Genomic DNA, 20,962 nt, shown 5'->3' on the forward strand with positions numbered 1-20,962 from the left:
CAGGAAATGTTGTTTTTTAACTTAAATGTAACCGTAAGCGAACCATATCCTTTAAAGGCAAGCCGTTTTCTATAATAGGCTCATCATAATGATGGATAAAAAAATCTGGTTCAATATGTGTCATTCGAAAGCCGACTTTTTGGTAGAGATATAGCTGTTGAAAGCCTGTGCTCCCAGTCCCAATCTCCAAGGAATCATACTTTTCTTTTTTGGCAAAATCAATGGCAAAATGTAATAATTCTTGCCCGATGCCCCGCCCTCGGCTTTCTTCTGAGACAGCGATGTTTACGATTTCCAATGTCCGTGGGTGAGTCGGCAACAGGACTAAAATTCCTTGAAGTTCTTCAGTCTGATAGTCAAAGCAAATGCCGCGGGTAATATAATCTGCCACCATTTTTTTTGCTGGATCTGCCTCATAAAGAAGAGCGTAATGCGCCGTTGTAAGTGTTTCTTTTTTGACTTTTTTAATCATAGGTAGGATTCTCCTTTTATTGATAAGTATACTGTAATTGAAAGAAGTGTGGGCAGATTTTTCATAAGAAGATAAAAATCACATGAAAAGTCTTGGAAAAGGTCTGGCATTCTTCAGAGTTTTCATTATAATAGTAAAAGACAATGAAGTTTTTGAAAAGAAAGAGGTTTATACATGAAAGATAGTCAGCCAATTATCATTGGTGTTACTGGCGGATCAGGAAGCGGAAAAACCAGTGTTAGCCGTGCGATTTTTAATAATTTTCCCGATCATTCAATTATGATGTTAGAACAGGATTCTTATTATAAAGATCAGAGCCATTTGAGTTTTGAAGAACGTTTAAATACCAATTATGATCATCCTTTTGCGTTTGATACAGATTTATTGATTCAACATGTTGAACAACTGTTAAATTATCAAGCCATTGAAAAGCCAGTTTATGACTACGTTGCGCATACAAGAAGTACAGAAACGGTGATCCAAGAACCGAAAGAAGTAATTATTCTTGAAGGGATTTTAATTTTAGAAGATCGCCGCTTAAGGGATTTAATGGATATTAAAGTGTATGTGGATACAGATGATGACATCCGTATTATTCGTCGAATCAAGCGTGATATGGAAGAACGTGGCCGTACGTTGGATTCTGTGATTGAACAATATTTGACAGTCGTCAAGCCCATGTATCACCAATTTATTGAACCTACGAAACGTTATGCAGATATCATTGTGCCAGAAGGTGGCGAAAACCACGTTGCTATCGATTTAATTAATACAAAAGTGGATAGTATTTTAACAAAAATGTAATAGTCAGCTTAAATAGCCGTCTCTATATCAGAGTCGACTGTTTAAGCTTTTTTTGACTTTTAAAGGGTTGTTTTATCAAATATTTTAAGGGATAGCTAAAAAGTTGAAAATATTGAAAGAAACAATATGCTATAATTTTTTAAAGGAAAAGGAGGGAAGGGAATCTGAATGATAAAAAGAGGTGAGGTTTTTTATGCGAATCTCTCACCAGTTGTTGGTTCTGAACAAGGTGGGATTCGACCTGTCCTGATTATTCAAAATAACAAAGGTAACTTATTTAGTCCAACGTTGATTGTTGCACCGATTACCCGTAACGTAAGCAAGCGGCTGCAACCAACGCAAGTCCTCATCGAAATTCCCCATAACGAATGCAGGACGCCATCACTTATTTTGTTAGAACAAATTCGAACATTGGATAAAGAACGAATGCTACACAAGGTTTGTCAACTTTCTCGTGAAGAGATGGAACAGGTCAATCAAGCTTTAAAAGTTAGCGTTGGTATCCGTTAATTTACATATAAAGAAATCGTTTTGGGGAAACGGTTTCTTTTTTTTGTTGAAATGGTTTCCAAATATTCGTTTTTCTCGTATAGTGAAAGAGGAGGCGATCACATGGATAAAATTCGTTATGGAATTATGAGTACTGCCCAAATTGTCCCAAGATTTGTAGCAGGGCTTCGAGAAAGCGCGCAAGCTGAGGTGCGCGGGATTGCATCAAGGCGTTTAGAGAATGCTCAAAAAATGGCTAAAGAATTAGCGATTCCGGTAGCTTATGGCAGTTATGAAGAGTTATGTAAGGATGAAACAATTGATATTATTTATATTCCCACCTACAATCAAGGACATTACTCAGCAGCTAAGCTTGCGTTATCACAAGGAAAACCCGTCCTACTGGAAAAACCATTTACATTAAATGCTGCTGAAGCAGAAGAACTCTTCGCAATCGCACAGGAGCAAGGGGTTTTTCTAATGGAAGCTCAGAAATCTGTCTTTTTACCAATTACCCAAAAAGTAAAGGCGACGATTCAAGAAGGGGGATTGGGAGAAATTTTATGGGTTCAGTCAGTTACTGCCTATCCCAATGTGGATCATATTCCCTGGTTTTACTCGAGAGAAGCGGGTGGTGGAGCGCTTCATGGCTCAGGAAGTTATCCATTACAATACTTACAATACGTATTAGGGAAAGAAATTCAAGCGGTTACGGGAACCGCAACGTATCAGCAAGGGGCGACGGATAGTCAATGTAATTTAGCTTTAAAATTTGCTGAAGGGACACTGGGCAATATTTTTATTAATGTTGGTTTAAAGATACCTAGTGAAATGACCATCTGTGGGACAAAAGGGCAAATCGTTATTCCTAATTTCTGGAAAACAGATTGTGCTTATTATACAGATGCTCAAGGCAACACTGTCAAATGGTCTGAACAATTCACTAGTGAATTTACGTATGAAATCAATCATGTGAATCAATGTTTACAAGACAAAAAGTTAACTAGCCCCGTAATGACGAAAGAATTAACGATAGCAACCGTCAAAATTGTTGAAGGTTTTTATCAAGAATGGTTTGATAGCGAATAATTACCACCACTTGCTATCCATACTATTCTGTGTTAAAGTGTGTTTTATGCGACGAGTTGACTCAATCAGATAGCTTCGGCTATTCCGTTTTGACGGCTAGTGATTGTCAAACACAACGACACCAGATAGTACGGCTATCAGTTACCGGATTTGTAACGTGTCGGACAGAATACTTTTGTGGAGAAGGTCTCTGTCTATTTATGCAAATAAATAGTGTGGTATCCCTTAACAGTTACTACTGTTAAGGGATTTTTTTGTATGAAAAGAGAAGTGTTGCACTTTTATAAGTGCAACTTTTTTGTGTTGTGGAACAGATAAAATAACGCTATAGTTTTAAGTGTAAAGGGAAAAGAAAAGAGGTGACAAGGCATGGCCGTGTTGTTGTCCAAAAGAGCGATAAATATTTTATTGATGCTTTTGGATTTGGAAGGGAGCATTACCACGCAAGAATTAGCTGAGAACTTTACTGTCAGCGTTCGAACAATTAAGTATGATTTAGAAGATATTCGTGCTTGGTTTGAACAGCACGATGAGACACTTTATTCAAAACGAAATAAGGGAATCTGGCTAGATTTACCTGACTCTAAACGCTTACTGTTAAAAAATGAAATTATCGATGTCGATCGATTTGAAACCTATCCTGATCAAAAAAGACGAGTCAATGTATTGATTTTTCAGTTATTGTCAGTCAAAGGGTACTTAACGGCACAGCAGCTAGCAGATGAATTATTAGTGAGTCGAAACACAATTGTCAGTGATTTGGAACAGGTTGAACGGTTGCTGCAAGCATATGATTTAACCTTAATTCGCCAAGCACGGCAAGGGTTTACAATTAGTGGTGAAGAAAGCAATGTACGATTACTGATGGAATTTATCACTCAAAAAGAACTTACAGAATACGATATTTACCAAATTATGAACTATGTGACAAAGACAAAAGGGGCTGAAAAAATCCCTAAAATTAAATTTGGGTCAGGGACATTGTTTCAAGGTTGTTATCGTAGTGCATTGAAAAAAATGCGAAATTTAATTAATCCACTCGATCAAAATCAATTTGATTATGCCGAAATATTATCTATTACGTTGAGAGTGGCAATTGCCGCAGCACGTATGCAGATGGCACATACAATTGGAACTTACCGAGTGTTATCGCAAAAAACACGCTTTGAACAACGGAACGAAGTACCACTTTTACTTTTACAAGAGGTGTTTGAACGGTATGACTTGCCTTTATTAGCGGATGAATATTTTTATATTTATAGTGATTTATTCGGAACCCATCAACGGCAAGATATGGTTCAATTAACAAAGCAAGTGATTGAAAGCGTTTCAAAAGAGCTGAATTATCCTTTTGTAAATGATCGCCAATTATTTACGAACTTGTTTGCACACCTGTCCTTACGTTTTACAAAGAAACATTTATTTATTAATGAATACAATCCGTTTTCTGAAGAAATCAAAGGAAAACACCCAGCGTTATTTTTAGCTATTCAAAGTGCCTGTAAACAATTAATTCAACGTTCTGTTTTGCTAGTCAACGATTCTTTCTGCGCATATATTGCGCTGCATTTTTTGGCAGCTCAGGAACGACAACAGCAGGAAGCTAAAGTTGTTAGGATTGTGTATGTTTGCTCGACGGGCTTAGGTGTGACCAGTTTAATTGAACAAAAAATTTTAGAGGAAGTACCAAACGTTGAACTCGCGGGATTTGCTTCTGTTTTAAATGCAACTGAAGTGATTCAAGCAGAAAAGCCTGATTTGGTATTGAGTATTTTCCCAATTGAAGAAATGACATACCCATTTATTAAAGTTAGTCCATTGTTGACGGACACAGACTTAAGTTTGATTCGGGAAGAGGTCGATAAAATTTTATTAGGGAAACGTCAAGGAAAAGGTACCGCTCGCTCCACGAAATCTGATGTAATTGAAAAAAATGAACGGATACAAAGCCAAGATTTGTTAGTAAAAGCGTATATTATTTATGAAGAGTTAAAACGAATGTTTCAAACAAAGTTACTGAGCGAATATCAAGAAGCCTTTTTACTGCACGTTTTATTAATGACACATCGGATTACGTTTAATAAGCAATACGAAGAGATTCCTTGTAATGGAGAAGTATCGCGTGAAAGACAAGAAGAAATTCGGCAAATTGAATGTTTATTTGCTAAAAATGAGTTACCTGTCAATCATGCTGAAATTTCAGCATTACTTAATTATTTAGAACAACCAAAGGAGGAAGAGGATGGAACTAGCAATGGAAGCACAGGAGATCATTCGACAAAGTGCTGAACCAGAAAAGCTACAATCGATTATCAAACAAACCAGTGCGCGATTAGCAGAAGCACAAATTGAACCAACGGAATTACAGTGGACGATTTTGATCAACCATCTCAATGAGATGCTGAATCGTTCAAGAGAAGGAACGACATTATCTGGTGTTGATCGGACGTTATTTACGGAACTAACACCAGAAACGTTGAAAATTGCACAAGAAACAACAGAAGCAATTGGTCAGTTATCAGAAGATGAATGGTATGTTTTAGCTGTTCATTTTGAAGTTGCTAAACAAAACAATTAATAGGAGGAAAAGTTATGATTACAGTAGTTATCGCAGATCGTTTAGGAAAGGGACAAAATGTTGCAAAAGGAGTGGAGCAAGCCGGTGGTCGTGCGGTTGTTGTTCCAGGAATGGGCGCTGATATGCGTTTAGGAGATGTGATGCAACAAGAAAAGGCAGATTTAGGCATTTCTTTCTGTGGCAGTGGTGGTGCAGGGGCGTTAACGGCTGCTACTAAATACGGGTATCCCGAAAGACATGGCATGCGATCAATCGAAGAAGGGGTAACAGCAATTAACGATGGGAAAACTGTTCTTGGATTTGGTTTTATGGATCAGGAAGAACTTGGTAAACGAGTAACTGAAGCATTTATTAAGAAACACGGAGCATAGAAAGTAGTAACTTAGAAAGGAGCGGTAATTATGGATGCCACAAAACGGTCAACACAAACCGTGATTGTTTCTGGAAAAGGTAATAAGAAGAATGAAGCTTTTGCAAGTGCATTGAATGATGTTTCAAAAAAAGTATTAAAAGAAACAACAGAGGTTCTCATCCGGATTGAACCGAAAAAAGTAACTATTCGTCAGGCAAAAGAACAAGTTTATACAGAAAAATTTCTGTTCTTCTTCTTTCCTAGAAAGAGAGTGATTTATCATGTCGAACTAGCTGTAGAAGTGGAAATCCAAGCCATTGCAGTCGAAGAAGTTGATTTTTTAACGGAAACAATTAAAGAACCGAACGCAGTAGTAGTTCCGTTTCTTTCAAAAAGAGGCGTATAAAGGGAGGAAGAAGGAATGGAATTTGTAATCATTTTGCTGAAGTCATTGCTTATTGGTGGTTTACTAGGTTTTGCAGCTGGCGCAGGCGCTGCTCGGATGTTTCATGCACCACAAACGCAAGGGTTAGGGGCATTTAGAACATTAGGAGAAATGAACGCGGCACAAGGAGATCCGGCATCACACTTTTCTTTTGGTTTAGGTTTTTTCTTTAATGCTTGGGCTTCGGCCGTCGGAGCAGGGGCCTTTACACAAGATGTGACCCACCGGATTGTGCCTAACTGGGCTGCAGCAATTTTATTGGTAAAGGATAAAGATGTCACTAAAACGATGCATAATCCCAAAAAAATGGGGATTGTCGGGGCCTTTGTAGGAATGGCGACTGTGGCTTTCTTAAATAGTACAGCTGCAGCAATTCCAGAATCGCTACAAGTAACAGCAGTTGCGGTGTTGGTACCTGCAGCAACGATTTTAATCAATACTGTGATGCCCGTTTTATTCTGGCTAGCGGCTTTAGATGCAGGAAAACGGACGGGTTTTTGGGGAACATTATTTGGCGGATTATCTCAATTAGTCATGGGCAATGCTGTCCCAGGAGTTGTATTAGGGATCTTAATCGGTAAAGGTGTCGATGATTTAGGGTGGACCCGAATGACACGCGGCATGCTTGGTGCCATTATCTTATTATTTATTTTAAGTGGCTTCTTCCGAGGGTTCGACTTAGAAATGATCGAAAGTTTCCGCTTGTCTATTCCTCAATGGTTAAATAATTTACACAATGTTTTCACCGTTAAATAGAAAAAAGGAGGTCTCATAGATGGAACAGCAAGAAAAAAATGAATGGGCACAACAAGAACAAGAAATTCAAGAAGGTTTAAAAGGCAAAAGTTTTTGGTATGCTGATTGGGGCTTTCCCATTTTAGTCGGGATTATGTCAGCGGCAATTTTTGCAGGAACACATATGTATGTAGTTTATGGTGTGGGCGCCTTTAATGAAGTTTCAATTGTTGCGATGCTAAAAGCTGGTTTAGATGGTGGTTCTTATGGCGCTGCCGCAGCATTTGGTGCAAGTTTCCTGTTTGCACGAATTTTAGAAGGTTCCTTAGTCGGGATTTTAGATTTAGGTGGCTCAATTTTAACGGGGATCGGGATTGGCGTACCTGCAATTTTCCTCAGCATGGGTATTAAAGCACCTGTAGAAAACTTTGGCTTAGCACTTTTAACAGGTGCGCTACTAGGGCTAGCAGTTGGTGGCGTAATTGTGTTGATTCGGAAATTTACTATCAATCAAGGAAATTCCACTTTTGGTGCGGATGTGATGATGGGGGCTGGTAATGCCTCAGGACGTTTCTTAGGTCCGTTAATTATTTTGAGTGCGGCGGGTGCTTCGATTCCTATTGGGATTGGTGCCACATTAGGAGCTTTAGGCTTTTACATTTGGAAAAAACCAATCGCTGGGGGCGCAATTTTAGGCGCAATGATTTTTGGTGCAATATTCCCGGTTTCTTTATAATCAGAAAAAGCCTTTTGTTTTGCACTTTCTCTGTCACGAATAAGAATAAGCGTTTACATTATAATGTTACTATGTTATTATAAATGCGAAATAATTATTATTTTTATTAGTTGAACGGAGGAATTAACAAATGAATGGTTTTGTACAGTGGATGGAAGTTAAGTTAATGCCGATTGCGAATAAATTTGGTTCGCAACGCCATATGACAGCGATTAGAAAAGGATTAATTGCAACGATGCCTTTAACAATTGTGGGCTCATTCTTTACAATTTTTCAAAATATTCCAATTGAGGCATACACAAAATTGATTGAACCTTATCAAGCAATTTTAGATATTCCTTCCCGCTATACGATGGGGTTACTTGCACTTTATGCAACATTTGGGATTGCTTCATCATTGGCCAAAAGTTATAAGCTTGACTCTTTGACGTGCGGAATTTTAGCATTAATGGCCTTTTTAGTAACAGCGGCACCACCAACACGTGTCTTTGAAGATGTTGACAACGTCATTACAGCAGGGCGCTATATTAATTTAGCAAATTTAGGTTCAGCTTCTTTATTTGGTGCGATTGTAACAGCGCTGTTATCTGTTGAAATTTATCGCTTCTTTATTGAAAAAGATATTATGATTAAGATGCCAGATGGCGTACCGCCTGAAGTGTCAAATTCATTTATTGCGTTAATTCCAGGAGCAGTTATTCTTTTATTATTCTGGGTTATTCGCCACGTAATTGGTTTTGATTTGAATGGTTTCTTGAGTACGTTATTAATGCCACTTAAAGGTATCCTTGCTGGTAACAGTTTATTTGGCGGCTTACTAACAGTCTTCTTAATCTGTTTCTTCTGGGTTTTAGGGATTCATGGTCCAGCGATTATGGGCCCAGTTATTCGTCCTTTCTGGGATATGTCGATTGCAGAAAACCTTGAAGCTTTTACCAATGGCGCAAACGTTCATCAGTTACCTAATATTTTTACAGAACAGTTTTTACAATGGTTTATCTGGATTGGTGGCGCTGGAACTACGCTTTCTTTAGTTGTTTTAATGATGTTTTCTAAATCAACGTATCTGAAAAGTCTTGGCCGTTTATCGTTCTTACCAGGCTTGTTTAATATTAATGAACCAGTTATTTTCGGAACGCCTATCGTAATGAATCCTATTTTAGGTATTCCGTTTATCGTGGCACCGTTAATTACCACAACGTTATCTTATTTCTTAACAGTCGCTAATATAATTCCGATGATGGCTGCACGCTTAGCATTTGCAATTCCAGCACCAATTGCTGCTTGGATGAGTACCAATTGGAGTTTTTCGGCCGCAGTATTAGTGATTGTTAACTTCTTAATTACAATAGCTATCTACTATCCATTTTTCAAAGTTTATGAAAAACAACAATTGGATAAAGAAGCAGAAGAATTAGCAGCTGAACAAGCAGCGAAAAATTAAAAAATGTTAGGGCGGGTGTTCTGATATGAATATCCTGCCCCTTCTAAGTCAGAGAAGAAGGTCAGGAGCGTATAAGATGATTATTTGGTTCATTTTCTTTTTTATCGTTAGTCAAATTATTATAGAAAAAGGGCAGTTGCCTACTGTTGTTTATCAACTTGGTTTAGTAAAGACGTTGGTTTTTACGGCAGTTTGTATTACTCTTTCCATGATAATTGGCGGATTTCTAAATCAACCAGTATTGCTCGTTGGCTCTACAACAATCCTGTGTAGCTCGGTGATTGCTTGGAAATTTCGAAATAAATTTGAAAATAGCGGAGTGTGAGAACGAAGATGAAAAGAGCATTAGGTGTATCAGTTTATCCAGATCATAGTGATATCAATCAAGATAAAGCGTATTTAAAAAAAGCCAGCGAATGTGGGTTTACTCGAATTTTTATGAGTATGTTAGAAGTGACCGATGGCAAAGAAGCGGCTCAGAAAAAATTTAAAGAATTAATTAGTTATGCGAAAAATTTAGGATTTGAAACAATTTTAGATGTCGTTCCAAGTATCTTTGATGAATTGGAAATTTCATATGATGATTTGACTTTTTTCAGCGAATTAGGAGCTGACGGGATTCGGTTGGATACAGGTTTTGATGGAAATAAAGAAGCCATGTTGACGTTTAATCCATTTGGCGTGGCTATTGAGCTGAATATGAGTAATGATGTTGCTTATCTTGATAACATTTTGACGTATGAAGCGAATCGACCTTTCTTATATGGTTGTCATAACTTTTATCCACAAGCGGGAACTGCATTGCCGTATGATTTCTTTGAAAAATGTAGCATCCGTTTTAAAAAGGAAGGTATTCGGACAGCTGCTTTTATTTCATCACAGGTAGGTGAAATTGGTCCTTGGGATGTGAATGATGGGCTACCTACTTTAGAAATGCATAGACAGTTGCCAGTCACTGTTCAAGCTAAACATTTATTTGCAACAAATTTAATTGATGATGTTGTTATTGGAAATGCTTATGCTTCCAACGAAGAATTAGAAGCATTGGGTCAGTTGAATCGTTATCAAACAGAATTGACCATTGTTTTTGAAGAAACGACTTCTGAAATTGAAAAAGAAATCGTAAAAAAAAATCAACATTTTCGCCGTGGAGATATCACTCAGCAGATGATTCGTTCCACAGAAGTGCGTAAAAAATATAAAAATGAAGCTAATCCCCCACATGATAATCAAGCAATGCTACAACCTGGAGATGTTGTTGTGGGAAATGATGCATTTGGAAAATACAAAAATGAATTACAAGTCGTTTTAGAACCACATCAAGACTCACGCAAAAACCGAGTAGGGCGTATTATAGAAGAAGAACTTGTATTATTAGAATTCATTAATCCTTGGACAAAATTTAGATTTATAGAAAAGTAGGGAAGAATATGGACTACGATTTACTTATAAAAAATGGACAGACAGTAGATGGTATGCCTGTTGAAATTGCAATTAAAGAGAAAAAAATAACTGCTGTTGCAGCAACTATTTCAGGTTCTGCAAAAGAAACTATCCACTTAGAACCAGGTACTTATGTATCCGCAGGCTGGATAGATGATCACGTTCATTGTTTTGAAAAAATGGCTCTTTATTATGATTATCCAGATGAAATTGGGGTCAAAAAGGGTGTTACGACAGTGATTGATGCTGGGACAACAGGTGCTGAAAACATTCATGAATTTTATGACTTAGCGCAGCAAGCAAAAACAAATGTTTTTGGATTAGTCAATATTTCTAAATGGGGCATCGTTGCTCAGGACGAACTCGCAGATTTAAGTAAAGTACAAGCGAGTTTGGTCAAAAAAGCGATTCAAGAATTACCAGATTTTGTTGTAGGGATTAAAGCCCGTATGAGTAGGACCGTTATTGGCGATAACGGCATTACGCCTTTAGAATTGGCCAAACAGATTCAGCAAGAGAACCAAGAAATTCCCTTAATGGTTCACATTGGATCAGCACCACCTCATTTAGATGAAATTTTAGCCTTGATGGAAAAAGGGGATGTCCTAACCCATTGTTTTAATGGGAAAGAAAATGGCATTTTAGACCAAGCAACGGATAAAATAAAAGATTTCGCTTGGCAAGCGTACAACAAAGGGGTCGTATTTGATATCGGGCATGGTACGGATAGTTTCAATTTTCACGTAGCTGAAACAGCGTTGCGCGAGGGAATGAAAGCTGCATCAATTAGCACAGATATCTACATCCGTAACCGAGAAAATGGTCCTGTTTATGATTTAGCCACAACGATGGAAAAACTCCGTGTGGTCGGCTATGATTGGCCAGAAATTATTGAAAAGGTAACCAAGGCTCCTGCTGAGAATTTCCATTTAGCTCAAAAAGGCACGTTGGAAATAGGTAAAGATGCTGATTTAACGATTTTCACGATTCAAGCAGAAGAAAAAACATTGACTGATTCTAATGGATTGACACGAGTAGCCAAAGAGCAAATTCGCCCAATCAAAACAATTATTGGAGGAGAAATCTATGACAATTAGTTACGAAAAATTCCACTTAAAAGAAGTCATTAATGCTTCTGGGAAAATGACCATTCTAGGTGTCTCAAAAGTTTCGGAGGCAGTCCTCGCGGCTCAACGATTCGGCGGCGAACATTTCTTTGAAATGAGTGAACTTAGTGTGCAAACAGGGGCCTTTTTAGCCAACTTGTTGAAGGTAGAAGATACCCAAATCGTTTCCTCGGCTTCAGCGGGGATTGCCCAATCGGTGGCTGCCCTGATTGGAAAAGGCAGCTTGTACCACGCGTATCATCCCTATACAGAAAAAATTGAACAGCGAGAGATTATTTTACCTAAAGGGCACAACGTGGACTACGGCACGCCTGTAGAAGTCATGGTAGCGCAAGGCGGCGGCCAAGTGGTGGAAGCTGGCTACGCCAACATGTGCAGTCCAGAACACGTGGAAATGATGATTTCTGAAAAAACAGCGGCCATTCTATACATCAAAAGCCATCATACCGTGCAAAAAAGTATGCTGACGGTGGCCGAAGCGGCCAAAGTGGCGCAACGCCACAAGGTGCCGCTAATTGTTGACGCGGCAGCAGAAGAAGATCTTTTCAAATACACTGAAGCAGGCGCTGATTTGGTGATTTACAGCGGCGCCAAAGCCATTGAAGGGCCAAGTGCCGGTTTAGTGGTCGGGAAAAAAGAATACATTGATTGGGTGCGCCTACAAGGCAAAGGCATTGGTCGAGCAATGAAAATTGGCAAAGACAATATCCTGGGCTTTACGCAAGCAGTGGAAGAATACTTGGCGCATGGCAGTGAATCAGGGGCTTCGATGCAAGAGCGCTTAAAACCGTTTGTTGAAGCTATCAACAACTTGTCAGATTTAACCGCCAAAATCGTCCAAGATGGCGCTGGCCGAGACATTTATCGCGCCAGTGTCAAAGTGGACGGCAGAAAAACCGCTAAGGAAGTCATCCAAGCATTAAAAGCAGAAAGTCCAGCCATTTATACGCGAGAATATCAAGCCAACAATGGCATCATTGAATTTGACATTCGTTCTGTCAATCAAGAAGAAATGAACAAAATCGTGCAACGATTACAAGAAATTATGGACACAAAGGAGAAATAAGTCATGTCATTAAAACCTAATTATTTAGAAGAACGCATTTGTTTAAACGTCTTAGCCAATTCAGTAGAAAATGCCCAAGCCTGTTATGAAGCAGCAGAAGGGCATGTTGTGTTAGGCGTCCTTTCAAAAAACTATGAAACCGATGAAGCAGCCATTGAAGATATGAAAAAATACCAAGCAGCAACCAACAACGCTTTATCTGTCGGCTTAGGGGCTGGCGATCCTAATCAAAGTCAAATGGTGGCTCGCTTATCAGAAGTTCTACAACCGCAACACGTGAATCAAGTCTTCACAGGTGTCGGCGCTTCGCGGGCCTTACTTCGTCAAGACGAAACAGTGATTAATGGCTTGGTGTCACCCACAGGCAAAGTTGGCTATGTTAATATTGCGACAGGTCCGTTAAGCTCGGGTGCGCCAGCGGCGGAAGTACCTATCGAAACTGCCATCAAATTGTTGAAAGACATGGGAGGCAGTTCTATTAAATATTTCCCGATGAAAGGCTTGGCTCACAAAGAAGAATACCAAGCAGTAGCAGCAGCTTGTGCCAAGTATGACTTTTATTTAGAGCCAACAGGGGGCATTGATTTAGAAAACTTTGAAGAAATTGTTCAAATTGCGGTGGATGCCGGCGTTAAAAAAATCATTCCTCATGTCTACAGCTCAATTATCGATCAAGAAACAGGGGACACTAGAACAGAAGACGTGAAAACGTTACTAACCATGATGAAAAACACATTGAATAAGTAGGTGGCAAAGATGAAAATTGCTGCGTTTGGTGAAGTCATGCTTCGTTTCACTCCGCCAGAGTATCTAATGTTAGAACAAACAGAGCAGTTAAGAATGAACTTTGTAGGGACTGGCGTAAATCTCTTAGCAAATTTGGCTCATTTTCAACTAGAAACAGCATTGATTACGAAATTACCTGCCAATCGTCTTGGTGAAGCTGGCAAAGCAGCGTTAAGGAAGTTAGGAATTTCAGATCAATGGGTAGGAGAAAAGGGCGATCATATTGGTAGTTTTTTTGCAGAAATGGGTTATGGAATCCGACCCACACAAGTAACTTATCAAAATCGCCATCAGAGTGCTTTTGGCATCAGCGAGGCGAAGGACTACGATTTTGAGGCTTTTTTAGCGGAAGTAGATATGGTGCATATTTGTGGTATTTCGTTAAGTTTAACTGAAAAAACTCGTGATGCTGCTTTGATACTTGCTCAAAAGGCGCATGCTTGTCAAAAGAAAGTTTGTTTTGACTTTAATTATCGACCTAGTTTGAATACAGCAAATAGCGCACTCTTTATGCGTCAACAGTACGAACGCATTTTACCCTATTGTGATATTGTTTTTGGCAGTCGACGTGATTTGGTCGAGCTATTAGGTTTCATTCCGCGAGAAGATTTAGAAGGTGAGGCACAAGAAACTGAACTGATTCAGCGCTTCATGTCTCAATACAATTTGGAATGGTTTGCTGGGACAACGAGAAGTCATTCCCAAAATCAAAACTACTTAAGTGGGTATTTATATACCCAAAATGAGTACCAACAGAGTGAAAAAAGACCGCTTCTTAATCTTGATCGAATTGGTGCTGGTGATGCTTATGCGGCGGGGATTTTATATGGCTATAGCCAAAATTGGTCGTTAGAAAAGGCAGTTACCTTTGCCACAGTCAATGGGGTCCTTGCACATACGATTCAAGGAGATATTCCTTTGACAACGGTCAAACAAGTGAATCATGTTCTCGAGCATCCGAATATTGATTTAATTCGTTAAAGAAGAAAACCAGAAGAAAAGTCGTGTGTGGCTTTTCTTCTGGTCTTTTTTTCATTATAATTAAAAGAAACAGATTGCAAAGGAGGCAGCAGGATGAGTGTTGCACATCTTTTAACAGTTTTAGAAAATGATGAATTTATTGAACGGATTCAAAAACGACCAGAAGCGTTCATTGGAACGACTGGCTTAGTCGGCTTAGAGAATTTACTTGTTCAGACAATTAACGGTTTATTAGAGTTTTTCATTGAAAAGAATCAAGGGAAAATTGCAATACAGTTATCGCGTCAACAAATCTCTTTTCAGGTATCTTCCACACGACCGCTTGTTTTTGAACAAAAGCAAGTCGATTTAGAACCACCTTTTCTGTATTTATCTGTTTTACAAGCCTTCTCAAAACAAGTAGGAATCAGTATCGATCAAGAAAAACAGCGGACTATTTTTATTTACCATCGAGGGCAATTGAAAAAACGATTATTATTACCTATTGAAGAAACCCAGGAACGAATTGAAGTCTTGTTTTGGCCAGATACGCAAATTTTTGGTACAGAATCACTTTCTTATATGCGTGTTTTACAACAATGTCAACAGATTGCCATGTTGAATCCAGGCTTAAAGATTCTCTTAACACAAGAAGAGGAACAAAAAAATCTTTGTTATTACCCTAAAGGTTTAAGTAATTATTTATTTGAAAAAGATAACCCATTAACTAGAAAAGCTGCACCGATTATTCAAGCAAAGCAAACAGAATTGGCCCTTGTTCAATTTATTTTGAGTAAAAATCATGCGCCGCAAGTGCAAAAAACATTTGTTAATGGGCATTATCCCAGTCTTGGTGGAACCCACTATGAGGGTTTTCTTGATGGCGTAGTGGTCGCCTTTAATCAATTTTTAGAGGAGCAACATTATTCATTATCTGTGACAGCAGATAGTTTTTTAGCAGAATTTGATTTTGTTTTAGCCATTACGATACCAAAGCCCCGCTACACGGATGCAACGAAAACCATTTTAAGAAATACAGAGTTATATGAAGTGGTTAAAGAAGTCGTTTTTGACGAATTACAACACTACTTTCAACGTCATCCCAAATGGTTAGAGCAAGGAAGAATCGAGGGAAATGAATGAAAATTTTTGTCGATGGCGATGGTTCACCTGTGAAAGAGACGGTTATTGAAGTCGCTGTAGAGAAAGCTTTAGATGTGGTGATTGTTACTAGTGTAGATCATTATTCCTTAAAAGATTATCCAGAAAATGTCTCTTTTGTGTATGTTGATAAAGGAGCGGATGCTGCTGATTTTAAAATTGTGCAGTTAATAAAAAAAGGGGATCTTTTAATTACACAAGATTATGGCTTAGCTTCCTTGGTTTTGCCAAAAGGAGTGTTGGTTTTACATCAACTGGGTTATCAATATACGAAAGAAAATATTGATGGATTGTTAGAACAACGCTATTTTAGTGGCCAAATTCGGCGAAAAGGTGGCCGAACGAAAGGACCTAAACCTTTTACAGACAAAGATAGAACAACGTTTAAACAAGCCCTTATTGAGCTGGTGGAACGGAGTCTTTAGTAAGGAAAAGGCAAGCAAAGAATTTTTCCTTCACTAAATTTGCTTCTATTATGAAACTGGGTTTTATGCTAAAATAAGTAAGGATAATTTGAAAAATAATTTTTTCTAAAAGACAGGAAAGAAACTAGGAGGACAAGCATTTGAAGATTATTTTGTTGTATGGCGGCAGAAGTGAAGAGCACGATGTGTCTGTTTTGTCTGCATATTCCGTTTTAAATGCAATCTATTATAAATATTATCAAGTACAGTTAGTCTTTATTAGTAAAGATGGTCAATGGGTAAAAGGCCCTCTCTTATCTGAACGACCACAAAATAAAGAAGTTTTACATTTAACTTGGGCACAAACACCTGAAGAAACAGGCGAATTTTCAGGAAAACGAATCAGTCCTTCGGAAATTTATGAAGAAGAAGCGATTGTTTTCCCTGTTTTACATGGACCAAATGGCGAAGATGGAACAATTCAAGGATTCATGGAAACCATTAATATGCCTTATGTGGGCGCAGGTGTCTTAGCTAGTGCTAACGCAATGGACAAAATCATGACGAAATATCTTTTACAAACTGTTGGAATTCCACAAGTACCATTCGTGCCAGTTTTAAGAAGTGACTGGAAAGGAAATCCAAAAGAAGTCTTTGAAAAATGTGAAGGTTCTTTAATCTATCCGGTCTTTGTTAAACCTGCCAATATGGGTTCTAGTGTCGGAATTAGCAAAGCGGAAAATCGTGAAGAATTGCAAGAAGCATTGGAAGAAGCTTTCCGTTATGATGCCCGAGCAATTGTTGAACAAGGGATTGAAGCACGTGAAATTGAAGTAGCCATTTTAGGAAATGAAGATGTCCGTACGACTTTACCTGGTGAAGTGGTGAAAGATGTCGCTTTCTATGATTATGATGCAAAATACATCAATAACACGATTGAAATGCAAATCCCAGCGCATGTTCCAGAAGAAGTAGCTCATCAAGCGCAAGAATACGCTAAAAAAGCGTATATTATGTTAGATGGAAGTGGCTTGAGTCGCTGTGATTTCTTCTTAACAAGCAAAAACGAATTATTCCTGAATGAATTGAACACCATGCCTGGTTTTACTGACTTTAGTATGTACCCTTTACTATGGGAAAATATGGGCTTGAAATACAGTGATTTAATTGAGGAATTGATTCAGTTAGCTTTGAATCGTTTTAAACAACGCCAAGAATTTTATAATAACTAAGAAGAAAAAATCACACAAGACTGGGACATGACAAGACTTTGGCATGTCCCAGTCCCTGTGTCAGAGGAGCAAAACATAATGAAATTAACCTTCTGGGAAGTAGCGCAAGCGGTTGAAGCCAGTAATGATTGGCAACAATGGCCTGATTTTCCTTTAACAGGCATTGAATTTGATAGTCGTAAAATTGTGAAAGGAAATCTCTTTGTTCCTTTACAAGGTGAAAATGATGGTCATCGTTTTATTGAGAGTGCCATGGCTAATGGCTGTCAGGCCGCTTTTTGGGGACAGGATTTAGTCGATGCACCGCAACAATTGCCTGTTTTGCATGTTACTGATCCACTGGTTGCTATGCAAAAATTAGCTACCTATTATTTAAATAAAATGCAACCGAATGTCGTCGCTGTGACTGGCAGTAATGGAAAAACCACCACTAAAGATTTGATTGCTGCTGTGTTATCTGAAAAGTTTGTGACTTACAAAACGCAAGGCAATTACAATAATCAAATTGGCTTACCCTATACTATTTTACACATGCCTGATGAAACAGAAAAACTGATTTTAGAAATGGGGATGGATCACGCTCAGGAAATTTCTTTCCTTTCCAATCTGGCTCAGCCAGAAGTTGCCGCCATCACAATGATTGGCGAAGCCCATGTGGAAAATTTAGGCTCACGAGCAGGCATTGCACAAGCAAAAATGGAAATCGTAGATGGTTTAGCCAAAGACGGTAGTTTATTTGTGCCAAGCGATGAACCTTTGCTAGAACCATTGGTGGAAAAAGTCACGCAACAAGTGATTACTTTTGGTTTTAGCCAGGAAAGTCAACTTCAAGGAATCGTCACAAATGAAGCCAAAGAGCAAACCTCATTCAAAATCAGTGATACACAAATGACGTTTACGATTCCAGTGCCAGGAACCTATAATGTCACCAATGCATTAATCGCAATTGGCATTGGTCGGTATTTCCAATTAACGGATAGTGAGATTCAAAAAGGGTTGGCTACAGCGGAACTAACAAAGAATCGGACAGAATGGCTGAAAGCAGCGAATGGGGCCGAAATTTTAAGTGATGTGTACAATGCCAATCCGACAGCTATGGGTCTTGTTCTGGACAGTTTTAGCAAAATGTCCAAAGTAGGAAAACGAATTGCTGTTTTAGGAGACATGCTGGAATTAGGTCCTGATTCTGCTGCCATGCATCAAGCAATGGCGCAGCATTTAGCCCCAGATGCGATTGAAGAAGTCTTTTTATATGGTTCTGAAATGGCTTATTTAGCTGATAAATTGCAAGAAACCTATGCACCAGCTAACATTCATTCTTTTAAAAAAGAAGAAAAAAATGAGTTGATTGAAGCTGTCAAAAAAGTCTTACAGCCAGAAGACATGGTGGTTTTAAAGGGAAGTAACGGGATGGGACTTCGTGAAGTCATCGATGCACTTTTGGAAAAGTAAATAAGTTTCATAAAACTTGCTGAAAATAGGATTCTATGATAGAATGACCTATTGCCGGAAGATGACGAGAAAAATTGAATCGTAGTAAATAAAATAGATCTATTTCTATGTTTAATAATAAATGTGAAGCTGAACGACCACGTTTGGCTTTTCTAATGCCATAAGGTGAATTTTTCGGTGAAATCAGGAAAGAAGAAATAGTTGGCACACTATAATGGATTTCTTTTTAACAACTGAAAGTGAAGACACCTGAAACTAGGAAGAAATCGTTCTTTCCGAAACAAAATCTAGGAGGATATCATTTGAAATTTAAAGAACTTGGTTTAGCGCCAGAATTATTATCAGCGGTAGAACGCGCAGGCTTCGAGGAAGCAACCCCTATTCAATCAGAAACAATTCCGTTAGCGTTAGCAGGAAAAGACGTAATCGGACAAGCACAAACAGGAACAGGGAAAACCGCTGCTTTTGGCTTACCAATGCTTAACAAAATTGACGCAGACAACCGCGTTATTCAAGGATTAGTCATTGCACCAACCCGTGAGTTGGCTATCCAAACACAAGAAGAGTTATTCCGTTTAGGCCGCGATAAAAAGATTCGCGTCCAAGCCGTTTACGGTGGGGCTGATATCGGTCGCCAAATTCGTGGACTAAAAGATCGTCCACATATCGTTGTAGGTACACCAGGACGTTTACTAGACCATATTAACCGTCGTACCTTGAAATTAGAAACTGTTGAAACATTAGTTTTAGACGAAGCAGATGAAATGTTAAATATGGGCTTCTTGGAAGACATTGAAAAAATCATCTCACAAGTGCCAGAACAACGTCAAACACTTCTATTTTCAGCAACTATGCCGCCAGCAATCAAGAATATTGGCGTGAAATTCATGAAACAACCAGAACATGTGAAGATTAAAGCCAAAGAAATGACGGCTGATTTAATTGATCAATATTATGTACGTTCAAAAGACTTTGAAAAATTTGACATTATGACACGTTTACTAGACGTGCAAACCCCAGAATTGACCATTGTCTTTGGTCGGACAAAACGCCGTGTTGATGAACTTGCCCGCGGGTTAGAAGCGCGTGGTTACAAAGCAGAAGGCATCCATGGCGACCTATCACAACAAAAACGGATGAGCGTTTTACGTTCATTCAAAAATGGTAACTTAGATATCTTAGTGGCAACAGATGTAGCAGCACGTGGGTTAGATATTTCAGGTGTCACCCATGTCTATAACTACGATATTCCACAAGATCCAGAAAGTTATGTTCACCGTATTGGTCGGACAGGTCGTGCTGGTAAAGGTGGTATGTCTGTGACGTTTGTAACACCAAACGAAATGGGTTACTTACATGTCATCGAAAACCTAACGAAAAAACGGATGACACCATTACGTCCACCAACCGAAAAAGAAGCATTTAAAGGACAATTAAGTGCAGCTGTTGAAACCATCGAAAGTGATCTAGAAGAAAATGGTTTAGACAAATATCTAGAATCTGCTGAAGCATTATTAGAAAAATATTCAGCGACAGACTTAGCTGCGTTATTATTAAAAACAGTAGCGAAAGATCCAGCAGATGCGGTTCCTGTAAAAATTACCCCAGAACGACCATTGCCTTCAAATAAAAAAGGCTTTAACAAAAATGGCCGTGGTGGTGGCGGTGGTAACAACCGTAATCGTAACCGTGGTGGCAATGGTAAAGGTGGCAGCTATCGTGGCAACAAAAACCATAAAGATGGCGACCGTAATTACAAAAATAGCGACCGCAAAAATAAAGATCAACGTGGCGGCAAACGTCATAACGATAAAAAACGTGGTTTCGTCATTCGCGAAAACGCTAAATAATCAAAAGAGCGAGTGTTCCGTCTATGAACGGAACACTCGCTCTTTTTTGGTAGATAATCGTTAAATAGAAAAACTCAAAAAAAGTAAAAAAGGCATCAAAATGATATAAAAAAAGAAAAACGCCAAAATCATCCAAGTTTTCAACGAGGAAGTTAGACTGAAGAGTTTCAGTTTTTGTTGTAGCAAATGAATGGTTATAATCCAAACCAGTTGCAAGAGAAAAAATAGGCTGGGATTTTTAAAGAAGATTGGAAATATGTAGAGTAACAAAGTAAAAATAAATAGGGCGCAACGAAGTAACTTTTTTTGCCGAGAAGTTAAAGTCATACGTTTTTCT

General features: G+C 38.6%; 22 protein-coding genes. 21 read left to right on the forward strand and 1 reads right to left on the reverse strand.

From position 1 onward, the window contains the following. Positions 1-16: 16 nt before the first annotated feature. Positions 17-472: a GNAT family N-acetyltransferase gene (locus tag IGM13_RS03520; RefSeq protein WP_002383069.1), complete on the reverse strand. Its 456-nt coding sequence runs from the start codon at positions 470-472 to the stop codon at positions 17-19. A 174-nt stretch (positions 473-646) separates the two neighbouring features. Here IGM13_RS03520 and udk point away from each other — a divergent pair, with 174 nt between their 5' ends. From udk to cshA, 21 genes are all read left to right on the forward strand, one after another. Continuing rightward, positions 647-1,276 carry a uridine kinase gene (udk, locus tag IGM13_RS03525; protein WP_002355702.1) on the forward strand — a complete coding sequence of 210 codons (630 nt, stop codon included), beginning with the start codon at positions 647-649 and terminating at the stop codon, positions 1,274-1,276. A gap of 168 nt (positions 1,277-1,444) precedes the next feature. After that, the gene (locus IGM13_RS03530; protein WP_002355703.1) at positions 1,445-1,786 is read left to right on the forward strand and encodes a type II toxin-antitoxin system PemK/MazF family toxin; all 342 of its coding nucleotides are present in this window, start codon (positions 1,445-1,447) and stop codon (positions 1,784-1,786) included. A 102-nt stretch (positions 1,787-1,888) separates the two neighbouring features. Beyond that, positions 1,889-2,854, forward strand: a complete 966-nt coding sequence (locus tag IGM13_RS03535; RefSeq protein ID WP_010816352.1) for a Gfo/Idh/MocA family protein — start codon at positions 1,889-1,891, stop codon at positions 2,852-2,854. 369 nt (positions 2,855-3,223) lie between these two features. Then, entirely contained in the window at positions 3,224-5,143 is a 1,920-nt protein-coding gene (locus IGM13_RS03540; RefSeq protein ID WP_002420097.1) for a BglG family transcription antiterminator, read from the forward strand. Further along, positions 5,109-5,432, forward strand: coding sequence for a PRD domain-containing protein (locus tag IGM13_RS03545; RefSeq protein WP_002393661.1), 324 nt, complete (start codon positions 5,109-5,111; stop codon positions 5,430-5,432). Before IGM13_RS03540 ends, IGM13_RS03545 begins: the two co-directional genes overlap by 35 nt. A gap of 14 nt (positions 5,433-5,446) precedes the next feature. Continuing rightward, positions 5,447-5,803 (forward strand): glycine-rich SFCGS family protein, encoded by a 357-nt coding sequence (locus tag IGM13_RS03550; RefSeq protein ID WP_002355707.1) that lies wholly within the window; start codon positions 5,447-5,449, stop codon positions 5,801-5,803. 30 nt (positions 5,804-5,833) lie between these two features. Beyond that, the gene (locus IGM13_RS03555; RefSeq protein ID WP_002383076.1) at positions 5,834-6,190 is read left to right on the forward strand and encodes a DUF4312 family protein; all 357 of its coding nucleotides are present in this window, start codon (positions 5,834-5,836) and stop codon (positions 6,188-6,190) included. 15 nt (positions 6,191-6,205) lie between these two features. Further along, entirely contained in the window at positions 6,206-6,985 is a 780-nt protein-coding gene (locus IGM13_RS03560) for a DUF4311 domain-containing protein (RefSeq protein WP_002355709.1), read from the forward strand. Positions 6,986-7,004: 19 nt separating this feature from the next. Further along, positions 7,005-7,700 carry a DUF4310 family protein gene (locus IGM13_RS03565; protein WP_002361314.1) on the forward strand — a complete coding sequence of 232 codons (696 nt, stop codon included), beginning with the start codon at positions 7,005-7,007 and terminating at the stop codon, positions 7,698-7,700. A gap of 130 nt (positions 7,701-7,830) precedes the next feature. Next, on the forward strand, positions 7,831-9,144 hold the full coding sequence (locus IGM13_RS03570) for a PTS sugar transporter subunit IIC (protein ID WP_002383077.1): 1,314 nt from the start codon (positions 7,831-7,833) through the stop codon (positions 9,142-9,144). 25 nt (positions 9,145-9,169) lie between these two features. Further along, on the forward strand, positions 9,170-9,469 hold the full coding sequence (locus tag IGM13_RS03575) for a hypothetical protein (protein ID WP_002383078.1): 300 nt from the start codon (positions 9,170-9,172) through the stop codon (positions 9,467-9,469). Positions 9,470-9,477: 8 nt separating this feature from the next. Next, a complete protein-coding gene (locus IGM13_RS03580; RefSeq protein ID WP_002420098.1) occupies positions 9,478-10,566 on the forward strand; it encodes a DUF871 domain-containing protein in 1,089 nt (362 codons plus the stop codon). Positions 10,567-10,574: 8 nt separating this feature from the next. Continuing rightward, positions 10,575-11,684 (forward strand): amidohydrolase/deacetylase family metallohydrolase, encoded by a 1,110-nt coding sequence (locus IGM13_RS03585; protein WP_002420099.1) that lies wholly within the window; start codon positions 10,575-10,577, stop codon positions 11,682-11,684. Continuing rightward, entirely contained in the window at positions 11,674-12,780 is a 1,107-nt protein-coding gene (locus tag IGM13_RS03590; RefSeq protein ID WP_010816354.1) for a DgaE family pyridoxal phosphate-dependent ammonia lyase, read from the forward strand. Before IGM13_RS03585 ends, IGM13_RS03590 begins: the two co-directional genes overlap by 11 nt. Positions 12,781-12,783: 3 nt before the next feature. Continuing rightward, on the forward strand, positions 12,784-13,527 hold the full coding sequence (gene dagF / locus IGM13_RS03595; RefSeq protein WP_010816355.1) for a 2-dehydro-3-deoxy-phosphogluconate aldolase: 744 nt from the start codon (positions 12,784-12,786) through the stop codon (positions 13,525-13,527). A 9-nt stretch (positions 13,528-13,536) separates the two neighbouring features. Then, entirely contained in the window at positions 13,537-14,547 is a 1,011-nt protein-coding gene (locus tag IGM13_RS03600) for a sugar kinase (protein WP_002415894.1), read from the forward strand. Positions 14,548-14,640: 93 nt separating this feature from the next. Next, on the forward strand, positions 14,641-15,669 hold the full coding sequence (locus IGM13_RS03605; RefSeq protein WP_002419389.1) for a hypothetical protein: 1,029 nt from the start codon (positions 14,641-14,643) through the stop codon (positions 15,667-15,669). Beyond that, the gene (locus IGM13_RS03610; protein ID WP_002376042.1) at positions 15,666-16,112 is read left to right on the forward strand and encodes a YaiI/YqxD family protein; all 447 of its coding nucleotides are present in this window, start codon (positions 15,666-15,668) and stop codon (positions 16,110-16,112) included. Before IGM13_RS03605 ends, IGM13_RS03610 begins: the two co-directional genes overlap by 4 nt. A gap of 140 nt (positions 16,113-16,252) precedes the next feature. Beyond that, positions 16,253-17,323, forward strand: coding sequence for a D-alanine--D-alanine ligase (locus IGM13_RS03615; protein WP_002355721.1), 1,071 nt, complete (start codon positions 16,253-16,255; stop codon positions 17,321-17,323). A gap of 78 nt (positions 17,324-17,401) precedes the next feature. After that, positions 17,402-18,775, forward strand: coding sequence for a UDP-N-acetylmuramoyl-tripeptide--D-alanyl-D-alanine ligase (locus tag IGM13_RS03620; protein WP_033591598.1), 1,374 nt, complete (start codon positions 17,402-17,404; stop codon positions 18,773-18,775). Positions 18,776-19,077: 302 nt separating this feature from the next. Beyond that, on the forward strand, positions 19,078-20,625 hold the full coding sequence (cshA, locus tag IGM13_RS03625; RefSeq protein WP_002355724.1) for a degradosome RNA helicase CshA: 1,548 nt from the start codon (positions 19,078-19,080) through the stop codon (positions 20,623-20,625). Positions 20,626-20,962: the final 337 nt, after the last annotated feature.

It is taken from the genome of Enterococcus sp. DIV0561 (assembly GCF_050539875.1).
In the GTDB taxonomy this organism is placed as follows: Bacteria; Bacillota; Bacilli; order Lactobacillales; family Enterococcaceae; genus Enterococcus; species Enterococcus faecalis.

Excerpts from the sequence above, each read along its gene's own strand:
- IGM13_RS03520 (WP_002383069.1), bottom strand. The coding sequence starts at position 472 with ATGATTAAAAAAGTCAAAAAAGAAACACTTACAACGGCGCATTACGCT.
- udk (WP_002355702.1), top strand. The coding sequence starts at position 647 with ATGAAAGATAGTCAGCCAATTATCATTGGTGTTACTGGCGGATCAGGA.
- IGM13_RS03530 (WP_002355703.1), top strand. The coding sequence starts at position 1,445 with ATGATAAAAAGAGGTGAGGTTTTTTATGCGAATCTCTCACCAGTTGTT.
- IGM13_RS03535 (WP_010816352.1), top strand. The coding sequence starts at position 1,889 with ATGGATAAAATTCGTTATGGAATTATGAGTACTGCCCAAATTGTCCCA.
- IGM13_RS03540 (WP_002420097.1), top strand. The coding sequence starts at position 3,224 with ATGGCCGTGTTGTTGTCCAAAAGAGCGATAAATATTTTATTGATGCTT.
- IGM13_RS03545 (WP_002393661.1), top strand. The coding sequence starts at position 5,109 with ATGGAAGCACAGGAGATCATTCGACAAAGTGCTGAACCAGAAAAGCTA.
- IGM13_RS03550 (WP_002355707.1), top strand. The coding sequence starts at position 5,447 with ATGATTACAGTAGTTATCGCAGATCGTTTAGGAAAGGGACAAAATGTT.
- IGM13_RS03555 (WP_002383076.1), top strand. The coding sequence starts at position 5,834 with ATGGATGCCACAAAACGGTCAACACAAACCGTGATTGTTTCTGGAAAA.
- IGM13_RS03560 (WP_002355709.1), top strand. The coding sequence starts at position 6,206 with ATGGAATTTGTAATCATTTTGCTGAAGTCATTGCTTATTGGTGGTTTA.
- IGM13_RS03565 (WP_002361314.1), top strand. The coding sequence starts at position 7,005 with ATGGAACAGCAAGAAAAAAATGAATGGGCACAACAAGAACAAGAAATT.
- IGM13_RS03570 (WP_002383077.1), top strand. The coding sequence starts at position 7,831 with ATGAATGGTTTTGTACAGTGGATGGAAGTTAAGTTAATGCCGATTGCG.
- IGM13_RS03575 (WP_002383078.1), top strand. The coding sequence starts at position 9,170 with ATGAATATCCTGCCCCTTCTAAGTCAGAGAAGAAGGTCAGGAGCGTAT.
- IGM13_RS03580 (WP_002420098.1), top strand. The coding sequence starts at position 9,478 with ATGAAAAGAGCATTAGGTGTATCAGTTTATCCAGATCATAGTGATATC.
- IGM13_RS03585 (WP_002420099.1), top strand. The coding sequence starts at position 10,575 with ATGGACTACGATTTACTTATAAAAAATGGACAGACAGTAGATGGTATG.
- IGM13_RS03590 (WP_010816354.1), top strand. The coding sequence starts at position 11,674 with ATGACAATTAGTTACGAAAAATTCCACTTAAAAGAAGTCATTAATGCT.
- dagF (WP_010816355.1), top strand. The coding sequence starts at position 12,784 with ATGTCATTAAAACCTAATTATTTAGAAGAACGCATTTGTTTAAACGTC.
- IGM13_RS03600 (WP_002415894.1), top strand. The coding sequence starts at position 13,537 with ATGAAAATTGCTGCGTTTGGTGAAGTCATGCTTCGTTTCACTCCGCCA.
- IGM13_RS03605 (WP_002419389.1), top strand. The coding sequence starts at position 14,641 with ATGAGTGTTGCACATCTTTTAACAGTTTTAGAAAATGATGAATTTATT.
- IGM13_RS03610 (WP_002376042.1), top strand. The coding sequence starts at position 15,666 with ATGAAAATTTTTGTCGATGGCGATGGTTCACCTGTGAAAGAGACGGTT.
- IGM13_RS03620 (WP_033591598.1), top strand. The coding sequence starts at position 17,402 with ATGAAATTAACCTTCTGGGAAGTAGCGCAAGCGGTTGAAGCCAGTAAT.